The 10,847-nt window shown below is 47.6% G+C and carries 11 protein-coding genes and 1 pseudogene; 9 read left to right on the top strand and 3 right to left on the bottom strand.

Translation table 11 applies throughout. From position 1 onward, the window contains the following. The 3 genes from J0895_RS13865 to J0895_RS13855 form a co-directional block, all read right to left on the bottom strand. Nucleotides 1-1,187 (bottom strand): FAD/NAD(P)-binding protein (locus tag J0895_RS13865; RefSeq protein ID WP_207088667.1); only part of this gene is annotated, 1,187 nt, incomplete at its 3' end. A 28-nt stretch (nucleotides 1,188-1,215) separates the two neighbouring features. Further along, nucleotides 1,216-2,118: a metal ABC transporter permease gene (locus tag J0895_RS13860; protein WP_207088666.1), complete on the bottom strand. Its 903-nt coding sequence runs from the start codon at nucleotides 2,116-2,118 to the stop codon at nucleotides 1,216-1,218. Between the two features lie 9 nt (nucleotides 2,119-2,127). Then, nucleotides 2,128-2,847, bottom strand: coding sequence for a metal ABC transporter ATP-binding protein (locus tag J0895_RS13855; protein WP_207088665.1), 720 nt, complete (start codon nucleotides 2,845-2,847; stop codon nucleotides 2,128-2,130). 318 nt (nucleotides 2,848-3,165) lie between these two features. Here J0895_RS13855 and J0895_RS13850 point away from each other — a divergent pair, with 318 nt between their 5' ends. The 9 genes and pseudogenes from J0895_RS13850 to J0895_RS13815 all read left to right on the top strand — a co-directional run. Continuing rightward, entirely contained in the window at nucleotides 3,166-4,176 is a 1,011-nt protein-coding gene (locus J0895_RS13850; RefSeq protein WP_207088664.1) for a metal ABC transporter solute-binding protein, Zn/Mn family, read from the top strand. Between the two features lie 271 nt (nucleotides 4,177-4,447). After that, nucleotides 4,448-5,425 carry a porphobilinogen synthase gene (gene hemB / locus J0895_RS13845; protein WP_207088668.1) on the top strand — a complete coding sequence of 326 codons (978 nt, stop codon included), beginning with the start codon at nucleotides 4,448-4,450 and terminating at the stop codon, nucleotides 5,423-5,425. 172 nt (nucleotides 5,426-5,597) lie between these two features. Further along, nucleotides 5,598-5,723, top strand: a complete 126-nt coding sequence (locus J0895_RS26405; protein WP_277989842.1) for a hypothetical protein — start codon at nucleotides 5,598-5,600, stop codon at nucleotides 5,721-5,723. A gap of 123 nt (nucleotides 5,724-5,846) precedes the next feature. Further along, nucleotides 5,847-6,818 carry a CobW family GTP-binding protein gene (locus J0895_RS13840; RefSeq protein ID WP_207088663.1) on the top strand — a complete coding sequence of 324 codons (972 nt, stop codon included), beginning with the start codon at nucleotides 5,847-5,849 and terminating at the stop codon, nucleotides 6,816-6,818. Beyond that, the gene (locus J0895_RS13835; protein WP_207088662.1) at nucleotides 6,806-7,909 is read left to right on the top strand and encodes a WD40 domain-containing protein; all 1,104 of its coding nucleotides are present in this window, start codon (nucleotides 6,806-6,808) and stop codon (nucleotides 7,907-7,909) included. The genes J0895_RS13840 and J0895_RS13835 overlap by 13 nt, the downstream gene beginning before the upstream one ends. A gap of 39 nt (nucleotides 7,910-7,948) precedes the next feature. Beyond that, on the top strand, nucleotides 7,949-8,386 hold the full coding sequence (locus tag J0895_RS13830; RefSeq protein WP_207088661.1) for a SufE family protein: 438 nt from the start codon (nucleotides 7,949-7,951) through the stop codon (nucleotides 8,384-8,386). A 77-nt stretch (nucleotides 8,387-8,463) separates the two neighbouring features. Next, a complete protein-coding gene (locus tag J0895_RS13825; protein WP_207088660.1) occupies nucleotides 8,464-9,468 on the top strand; it encodes a CobW family GTP-binding protein in 1,005 nt (334 codons plus the stop codon). Between the two features lie 245 nt (nucleotides 9,469-9,713). Beyond that, complete coding sequence (locus J0895_RS13820; RefSeq protein ID WP_207088659.1) at nucleotides 9,714-10,538, top strand: Uma2 family endonuclease; 825 nt, start codon at nucleotides 9,714-9,716, stop codon at nucleotides 10,536-10,538. 112 nt (nucleotides 10,539-10,650) lie between these two features. Then, nucleotides 10,651-10,847, top strand: a pseudogene (locus J0895_RS13815) (alpha/beta hydrolase); the annotation flags it as partial.

Raw genomic sequence — 10,847 nt, 5'->3', positions numbered from 1 at the left:
GGTTGGATGCGATCGCTTGCCATTCTCGCCCCAGATAAATTCCGCGCCACCGGACCCACCTGCAACGCCGCCAAACCGCCCATGATCAACAATTCACAACCGGGCCAACGTAAATGCTCATCCAAGACCGGCAACCCATTGACAATCGGAATCGGATGTGATATTAATACTTGAGCCAGTAACGGGTCCATCGTCACATCTACCTTTGTACCTGTCGCCAACCAGATGCGATCGCAAGTATAATTTGTCCCATCATTGCAAACAATCTGCCATTCTCCCGAGTTCCAGGACGCCCTGACTACCTGACATTCCTCCTGAATGACGAGGTTGCCATTGCGACTTTCCCGGCGCAAGCGCGTCGCCACTTCCGGAGTCATTGACCCTCCATTGCGCGCCTGTTGGATCAACTCCCAACGCCGACTCCAGTCTGATTCTGCTACAAATCCCTTCAGATATTTAGGACCCAACCAACCCGGTTCGGCATCAAACAGTTTTTCTTGAAGTCGCCGCTTGACCATCAAGGTGACCCGGGCCCCCCGGGATGTCGCGCCAAGGGCCAGATGTCCACTGGTTAACCCACCCCCAATCATCAAAATGCGATCGCCCCTTAACTGCAACTGCCGTAAATCCACAGATTGGGAATGACAGAGGCGATCGCGGGGGTAGTCAGTCTCAATCTGTTGCACCCAGTCCGGAAAAGAGGGCCTCCCTCCCCCCGCTGCCATCACCACTCGACGCGCTATCACCGCAGAGTCCCCCTCTCTCTCTAACCGAAATCCTCGGGAACCGGATAAGGACTCGATTCCTGTGACTTTCGCCGGAATCACCGCATTTTCAAGCTGCCACCGGGCGATCGTCTCCTGGCAAAACTCCTCAAACAGTTTCGTCCCCGGCAAATCGTAAGGGGGGAATAACTCCTGGGAACGATTTTGGGCAAACCGACGCAAACTATAGGGGTCCGGGTCCGGATGATGCACTGCCGGACTCCGCAAATGGAGAATCTCCTGGGCGGCAAATTGCTGGGACCACTGACTCAACCAGCGCCCACTGGGGTCAAACACCACAAATTTACCCTGCATTTCCTTGCGTTTTTGCAGCAAATGGGTTGCCAGGGTGAGGGCATGGGGTCCTGCACCCACGATCGCAATGTCAATTTTCTCCAGTCTGGATCCGCTTGGGATATTCATTACCAAATTATAATCAGAATCATTCTCATTATAATTTATGGCGAGAAGACTGGTGCGATCGCCGGAGTTTTTGCTTGAGGTTCATTACAGAAGCGGCGAGATGGGGTTGGGTCAAAATTCCACTCTTCGGACTAAACAGAAACGCCAACAAAAATAAACCCACCACCACCAAGGCGATCGCCGGGCCCGAAGGAACATTCCAGTAATAGCTGGCATACATTCCCAACACACAAGAAAGTGCCCCAATCACGGCCCCGCCAATCATCATTTCATGTAACTCTTTTCCGAACAGGTAAACTGTTAAACTGGGACCGATAGAGAGGGCCATTACCAACAGCACCCCCACCGCCTGCATGGTGGCGATCGCAGTCAAAGCAATTGCAGCAATTAATCCAAAATAAATCCAATTCACCGGCAATCCACTCGCCTTCGCTCCCCAGGGGTCAAAGGTGTAAAACAGTAACTCTTTATAAAATAATTTGGTAAAAACTAAAACAGTCAGAGTAATCGCCAAGGTATGCCATAAATCCTCGGGGGCAACCCCTAAAATATTGCCAAACAAAATATGATGAAGGTCAAGCTGTTTTGTCCCTAATCCTTCGATTAATGAAACCCCTAATGCTAAAAATCCCGACATCACTAAAGCCATAGCTGCATCGGCGTTGACGCGGGATTGAGAACAAATCCAGCCCACTCCTAAGGCACTCAGGGTCCCTGCGATAAATGCGCCAATGGATAAATCAAGTCCCAAAAAAAAGGCAATGGATAAACCGGGAACGACAGAATGGGCAATCACATCCCCCATCATTCCCATCTGCTGAACAATTAAAAAAGACCCTACCACTGCACTCAAAATTCCCAGCAAAATGCCAATCATCAAGGCATTTCGCATAAACTCAAAACTTAGGGGTTCGATGAGCCAATTGATCACAAAAGTTCCTCACGCCGATACGAATGCTAAGGGAGTTTGATAGGCTTGGTGGAGATTGTCTTGGGTTAAAACCTCTCTAGGAGAGCCTTGGGCAACAATTTGCTTATTTAATAAAATGAGTTGGTCATAGTTCCCAACAGATTTCCCTAAGTCATGACCAATCGCCAGCAAGGTTTTACCTTGATTTTTCTGCTCGTAAAACACCGTAAACATGATTTCTTCAGTGGGCTGATCAACGCCGGTAAAGGGTTCATCAAATAACAGCAAATCCGCTTCTTGAGCCAATGCTCTGGCTAAAAATACGCGCTGTTGCTGTCCCCCGGAGAGTTCTCCGATTTGAGTCTGGCAATAATCGGATAATCCCACCCGTTCAATCACCGATTGGACAATGGATCGCGACTGCCGGGAAGGATCCCGAAACCAGCCGGTTTGGGCCGTGCGCCCCATCATGACCACATTCCACACCGAAATCGGATAATGCCAGTCAATTTGGCTCCTTTGCGGAATATAAGCGACTCGGGATAATTGCTGTCTCAGGGGTTGCGATCGAAACTGCACCCTCCCACTGGTAGCGGGAATCAAACCCAACATCGCCTTAATCAGGGTACTTTTTCCGGCCCCATTAGGACCCATCAACCCCACCAACTGACCCGGGGCGATCGCAAAACTCACCCCCTCTAAAGCCCTGATATTCCGGTAGCTGACGGCCAAATTTTCAACTTCGAGCATCACTGAGTTGCCAAAATAAAAATGAGAATGATTATTATTATAGTACACTAGACAGCAAAGCCAGATTGGTCCTAAGAGGGTTTGGAGAACAAACCCCTACATCAGATCAGAGGGTTTGGAGACTAAACCCCTACATCAGATCAGAGGGTGATCAGACCAAACCCCTACATGAAACAACGATTGAGCGTCATTAAATTTACCACCTTGACAGGGCTAGTCCTAAGTCCCCAGTCCCTGGTCGTTCCCTCCTTTTCGTAGTAACGACTTCAGTCGTTCTCTCATGTACTGAATTTCTTGTCATCAACCCCATTAAAGACCATGTTCAATCGCATAAACCGAAAAATTCAACGCCTGTGCGGTGCAACCCTGACAACTGCGGTCCTGGGATTAACAGGATGGGCGATCGCCTTATCAGTCAATCCGCCCACCAGCGCCCAAGAAAAGCCCAGAGTGGTAGCCAGTTATAGCGTGTTGTGCGACTTAGCCGAACAAATCGCCCGCGATCGCATTGCCCTCACTTGCTTAATCGAGGGCGGTCAGGACCCTCACACTTATCAACCTAGACCCCAGGACCTCCGAGCCATTGAGACGGCCCAACTGATCTTATATGGAGGGTATGACTTTGAACCGGCGATCGTCCAAATAGTCCAAAATACTCGCAATTCTGCACCTAAAATCGCAATTCACGAGGTAGCAGTTCCCAATCCTATACTCGGGGAAGATCATCACGAGCACAGTCACAGTCATGGGGACGAAGAGGTTGCCGATCCTCACGTTTGGCATGATGTCCGCAATGGCATTCGTATGGCGGAGGCGATCGGCAATTCTCTGAAGCAAATCGACCCGGGAAATGCCGACTTTTACCGCCAAAATATTAACAACATTCGTGGGGAATTAGAACAGCTTCATACCTGGATTCAGGCCCAAGTTGCCACGATTCCCCCAAACCAACGAGTCTTAGTCACCACTCACGATGCCCTAGGTTACTATGCTCAAGCTTATAACTTTAGAGTCGCCGAATCCCTCATGGGAGTCAGTACCAGCGAACAACCCAATGCGGCTCGATTTCGAGAATTAGTGGAATTAATTCGCGCCGAGGGAGTGCCGACCGTTTTTGTAGAAGTCACCTCCAATGACCGGGTAATGAATAATCTAGCCCGAGAAGCAAATGTTCAGATTGCTCCACGTGCTCTGATGGCCGATGGCCTCGGTCCAAGAGGCAGTAATACGGGGACTTATGTGCAAATGTTAACCTCCAACACCTGCATTATTGTCACGGGTTTGGGCGGTCAATGCACCCCATTTCCTGGGTCAGCCTCTCGACCCTAGTTCCTAGAATAAACTGTCAAAATTTGGGGATGATTCAGTTTCAAATTACCCCATAATTTCAAACTGAATCATTTCTCTATAGCAATCCTTGCTCCCCTATCCCATTTTGGAAGAGGGGTCGGGGGTGAGGGCCGCAAGGATTGCTATTTTTGACAAACGTACCAGAAACTCATGCTATAATTGGAGTCATAAAATGTTAACGAATGTTGTCGAAAATTTAGGACAATCTGACCCTAAGACAGGGGAAACAAGCCAGGGACAAGAAAGCTTGATGACGGCGCGTCCCCGTCGTTTGCGTCGTACTCCTGGTTTACGCCGAATGGTTCAAGAAAACCATCTCACCGTCAATGATATGATTTATCCCCTCTTCGTCATGGAAGGAGAAGGGCAGAAAATCGAAATTTCTTCTATGCCAAACTGTTTCCGCTATTCCCTGGATTTGTTATTACAAGAAGTGGCGGAAGCTTGGAGTCTGGGAATCAAGGCGATCGCCCTCTTCCCCGTGGTTCCTGAAAGTAAAAAAGATGCAACCGGCACGGAAAGTTACAATCCCGATGGCTTGGTTCAGCGCACAGTTAAAGCCATTAAAAAAGCGGTTCCCGAAATGTTGGTGATTACCGATATTGCCCTTGACCCTTTTTCCATTTACGGCCATGATGGAATTGTAGATGACCAGGGTAAAATTCTCAATGACCCAACTGTAGAAATCTTAGTCAAACAAGCCATTTCCCAAGCGGAAGCTGGGACCGATATTGTCGCGCCTTCGGATATGATGGATGGACGAATTGGCGCAATTCGCCAGGGGTTAGATGCGGCGGGATATTTTGATGTGGGAATTCTGGCCTATTCTGCTAAATATGCCTCAGCTTATTACGGTCCTTTTCGAGATGCTTTGGATTCTGCTCCTAAATTTGGGGATAAGAAAACCTATCAAATGGATGCAGCCAATAGTCGGGAGGCATTGAAAGAAGTCGCCCTCGATATTGCTGAAGGTGCAGATATGGTCATGGTTAAACCGGCTTTGGCTTATTTAGACATTATTTGTCAAGTCAAATCTGCCACTCATTTACCTGTAGTGGCCTACAATGTCAGTGGCGAATATGCCATGATTAAAGCAGCGGCACAACAAGGTTGGATTGATGAAAAATCGGTGATATTGGAAACTTTATTGAGCATGAAGCGCGCTGGTGCGGATTTGATTTTGACCTATTTCGCGAAACAAGTCGCTGAGATATTTCAGGAGAGTTAACAGGCATTCTGGATTCTCACATTTAAGTACACTTCCGGTCCCCGGACCTTGGCAAGGGGAGGGTTAGGGTGGGGTCCTCCTGATGTGGCAAAGCCACGTCAGGAGAAATTAGTGGGTGGAGGGTATCGGCGGTGACGTGGCGATTCCCTACGAAATAGCTCCGCTTACCGCCATGTCACGAAGAAATAGGTTGTGGACTAGCCTCCATACAGGTGCGATCGCCTCTCATGAGTGCGTAACTCAGGCGATCGCCACGTCAGAAGAACCCCACCCTAAACCCTCCCCTTGCCAAGGGTAGGGGACCGGAAATGCACTTAAACGTAAAAAAACTACTCTTGAAAGGGGATGTGAACCTTGTCATTTGTCTCAGTCCACCCTACAATGAGAATGATTATTATTGTAAGTCTTGGGGAAATCTGCAATGGTAGCAGGAACGGAACAGGATAGGGTCCCAGTAACGGTACTGACCGGATATCTAGGTAGTGGGAAAACGACCCTACTCAACCGGATTCTCACGGAAGAACATGGCAAAAAAGTCGCCGTGATTGTCAACGAGTTCGGAGAGGTGGGAATTGATAACCAGTTGGTGATTGACACCGATGAAGAAATCTTTGAGATGAATAACGGCTGTATCTGTTGTACAGTGCGGGGAGATTTGATTCGGATTATCGGGAATTTGATGAAGCGGCGCAATAAATTCGACCATATTGCGATCGAAACTACGGGACTGGCGGATCCCGCGCCGGTGATTCAGACGTTTTTTGTGGATGAGGATATCCAGTCGAAGTTACTGCTGGATGCGGTAGTAACAGTGGTGGATGCCAAGCATATTTTACAGCATTGGGATGCAAGTGAGGCGCAGGAGCAAATTGCCTTTGCGGATGTGATTTTGCTGAATAAGATAGACTTAGTGAGTGAGGCGGAGTTAGATGAGTTGGAACGGCGGATTCGGGGGATGAATGCGATCGCCAAGATTCATCGGACCCAGGATGCAGCGGTAGATATGGATGTGCTGCTCGGTGTGAGAGCTTTTGACTTAAATCGAGCGATAGAAATTGATCCGAATTTCTTAACCGAAGATGCTCATGAGCATGATGAAACTGTAACCTCGATCGCCTTAGTAGAAGCGGGTGCAGTGGATGGCGAAAAGGTGAATGAATGGCTGGGGGAACTGTTGCGAACCCAAGGGACCGATATCTTTAGAATGAAGGGAATTCTCAACATTGCTGGGGAAACCAATCGGTTTGTGTTTCAGGGGGTTCATATGTTATTTCAGGGGATTAAGGACCGCCCCTGGAAATCCACAGAAACTCCCAAAAATGAGCTAGTGTTTATTGGGCGAAATCTCAATGAATCGGAGTTGAAAGCGGGGTTTAAACGGTGTTTGGTCTAGGAGACTCGGGCAAAAAAAGACTGGGTAAAGCAGTTCTCCCCTGGCAAAAACATTGGCAGGGAATGTTATCGGATTATGTGACTTCTATCCAGTGGTCCCCCGATGGAAGCACCTTCTCGGCGGCGTCGGCAGCCGGGGAGGTGGTGCTGTGGCAAGATGAATCCTCAGAGAAACTGCGCTATTTACAACAGGATTCAGGACGGTCCATTGATGTTTTATCATTTTCTGGAGACAGTCAATTTTTAGCGACAGGGGGTGAAGAAGGAACGGTCAATATTTGGCAGATTTCCAGTCCGCAAAGGGAGGTAATTGCTAGTCTAAAAAACGAACGGGCTTGGATTGATAAGCTGTCTTGGAGTCCGACTCAAAATTTGTTAGCTTATAGTGCGGTCAAGCAAGTTTTTGTGTGGGATTTGGAGAAAAAAGAGACCGTGGCGATGCTGGATTTTGACCAGTCTAGCGTGTTAGCGATCGCATGGCATCCCTTGGGAGAATATCTGGCAGTTGCTGGAAACCAAGGGGTGAAAATTTGGGATACCCGGGATTGGCAAGAGGACCCGTATTGTTTAGATATTCCCTCGGTATCCGTGGCGATCGCCTGGTCCCCGGAGGGTCAATATTTGGCGGCAGGAAATATGGATAGTACCCTAGTGGTGGTGGATATCAAAAATCCCCATCCTTGGGTGATGCGCGGGTTTTATGGGAAAGTCAGACAACTCGCTTGGTGCGATCGCCCGACGGTGTTAGGGACGCCATTATTAGCAGTTTGCCATGCCGAATCCATTGCTGTATGGGAAAAGCAGTTTGGACCGAATGCGGGATGGGATGGCTGGGAATTAGAGGGACATTCCGCAGTTGTCCAGGCGATCGGCTTTCAACCGGGGACCTTTCACCTCGCCTCGGCTGCTGAAGATGGTCAACTTTATATCTGGCGCGATGCGGAACAAGTCTGGCAACTTTTAGAAGGTGCACCCGATGGATTTTCTAATGTCGCATGGCATCCTCAAGGAGAGGCGATCGCCGCTGCCGGTGTGAGTGGCGAGTTAATTATATGGTCTAAATCCACTGCGGGTCAAGGATTTAGTCCCTAGTCCCTAGTCCCTAGTCCCTAGTCAAATGACAAATGACAAATGACAAATGACAAACAACAAATCCCCGAAAAACTTGCTCGAATTGTCCAACGGTTTCAGCGACATTCTGATGTAAAAAAGCGATATGAACAGCTTTTATGGTATGCCAAAAAACTTCCCCCTTTTCCCGAAGAGGGAAAAGTCCCAGAGAACAAAGTTCCCGGTTGTGTTTCCCAAGTCTATGTTACGGCAATCCTAGAGGACGGAATGGTATTTTTCCAAGGAGATTCTGATGCTCAAATCGTCAAGGGCTTACTGGGCTTGTTGATTGAAGGGTTAAGTGGGCTTTCTCCTGAAACCATTATCAGATTATCTCCAGAATTCATTCAAGACACGGGCTTAAACGTGAATCTAACTCCTTCTCGGGCTAACGGATTTTACAATATTTTTCAAACCCTGAAAAATAAAGCAAGCCTGTATGTTATTGCCGAGAATTAAAGCGTCTTATCTGAGTTCAGTCTGTAGCGCTAAGTCCTGAGTTACATTTATTATCAATTTTCACCCCGACTAAACCCATGAATACAACATCCAACCCAATCCCTGAATTAGACTTGCCCAAACGAGGAATGCCCGTCACGATTATTACCGGCTTTTTGGGCAGTGGTAAAACCACCCTGCTCAATCAAATCCTCAAGAATAAGCATGATTTAAAAGTGGCGGTTCTCGTCAATGAGTTTGGGGATATTAATATTGATTCCCAGCTTTTGGTTTCCCTAGATGAGGATATGGTAGAATTGAGCAATGGCTGTATTTGCTGCACGATTAATGATGGCTTAGTCGATGCCGTTTACCGCATCCTAGAACGACAAGAAAAAATTGATTACTTAGTCATAGAAACCACGGGAATTGCTGACCCGTTGCCGATTATCCTCACCTTTGTCGGGACTGAGTTACGAGACCTGACTCGACTGGATTCAGTATTAACCTTGGTGGATACTTCCACCTTTACTCCAGACCATTTCGACAGTGAAGCGGCTTTAAAACAAGTGGCCTTTGCGGATATTGTTCTGTTGAATAAAACAGATTTAACTCCCCCAGAACAGATTGAGGAGTTAGAATCCTATATTCGCACAGTGAAAGTCGGGGCAAGAATGCTGCGATCGCAATATGGAGAAGTGCCATTACCCTTGATTTTGGATGTGGAATTGACTGATGAGGCAGCCTATCAAGAGTATGAATCAGCGGCAGAGGAACATCATCATCATGAGCATCATCACCATCATTCCGACCATTTACAAAATGATGGGTTTATCTCCGTCTCTTTTGAAAGCGATCGCCCCTTTGCAGTCAAGAAATTTGAAACCTTTCTAACGGAAAAAGTCTCAACCTCTATATTTCGAGCCAAAGGCATTTTATGGTTTGCAGAAAGTGAAGCCCGCCATGTTTTTCAACTGAGCGGCCCGCGCTACGATTTGAACCAAGAGGATTGGCTAGAACCTCCCAAAACTCAACTGGTTTTAATCGGACGCAATTTAGACCCAGCCCAAATTAAAGCACAGTTAGCGGATTGCTTGGTGTAATTTCAGGTAAAAATATTAAGAAACTGTTGCCTATTCCTGAAAAGATACCGCCCAAATTCCTAAATAAAACCCGCTTTTTATAGAGGAGGTGTCGGACTCAAGGGACTATAGTGGGAGCATCTTGCTCCCTAATACAACAAGGGAGCAAGATGCTCCCACTACAGGGAAAAAGTCTCCAAATTTTGCCACAGTTCGCTATACTCAAAAGAGAGTCTGAACATCAGGCAAAATCTTGGAGGGAACCTATGACACAAAGCCTGGACCCCTATATTATCCCACCTCCCTTTCCCGACCATACCCAGTTACCCGAGTCGGATGGTACATTTGTGAAAAACTTTCAGGAGCATCCCCAAAGCATTCTACTCACGGATTCTATTGGTCCGGTATTAGAACGGATCCATCCCGATGGACAATATGCGATCGGACAAGATTGCGGCATTTATTGGCGAGAAACTGAACCCCCAGAAAAAGGCGCAGAGGCACCGGATTGGTTCTACGTTCCCAATGTTCCGCCTAACTTCGACGGTGAAATTCGCCGTTCCTATGTGTTGTGGAGAGAATATGCCTCACCGTTAATTGCCCTAGAATTTGCCTCGGGGAATGGCGAGGAAGAACGCGATCGCACGCCACTCAACAGAACCGCAGGTGGACCTCGGGAAAAACCGGGTAAATTTTGGGTTTATGAAACAATCATCAAAATTCCTTACTATGGAATTTATGAAATCCACACCGGAAATTTAGAAGTTTATAACTTAGACAAGGGGTATGATTATCAAAAACTAGAACCGAATGACCGGGGACATTATGAAATCTCTCTCTTGGGAGTAGAATTAGGACTGTGGCAAGGCAGTTACCAAAATCAAACTCAACTCTGGTTAAGGTGGTGGGATGAACAAGGAAATCTGTTACTGACGGGAACAGAACGTGCCGAAGTCGAACGGCAACGAGCCGATCGCGCGGAACGATCGCAGCAAGAGGCTATCCCCCGTTTATTAGGCATGGGGTTGACACCAGAACAGGTGGCGGAAGCCCTGAATTTGACCGTAGAACAAGTCAGAAAAATGAGTTAAAATTGAATCATTTCATCCGCAAATAGAGAGTGCGTTTTGGGAAATAAAACGCACTTTTTTCTATTTTTCTATATTCGAGATATAATAACCACCAACCAATGACAAATGACAAATGACAAATGACAACCGACAAATGACCAAACAAGAGTATCTGTGGAACTACGAAAACCAGGCGATCGCCGTTGCATATCAAACCCGGGGACAGGGGATGCCTCTGTTATTACTGCCCGCCTTTAGTACCGTGTCCAGTCGCGATGAGATGCGGGGGATGGCGGAACTCTTGTGCGATCGCTTTGAAGTCGTAGCACT

It is taken from the genome of Phormidium pseudopriestleyi FRX01, from assembly GCF_017313335.1.
Classification (GTDB): domain Bacteria; phylum Cyanobacteriota; class Cyanobacteriia; order Cyanobacteriales; family Laspinemataceae; genus Laspinema; species Laspinema pseudopriestleyi.
Note: the sequence above shows the minus strand (reverse complement) of the source record. Positions and strands in the feature narration are given on the sequence as shown.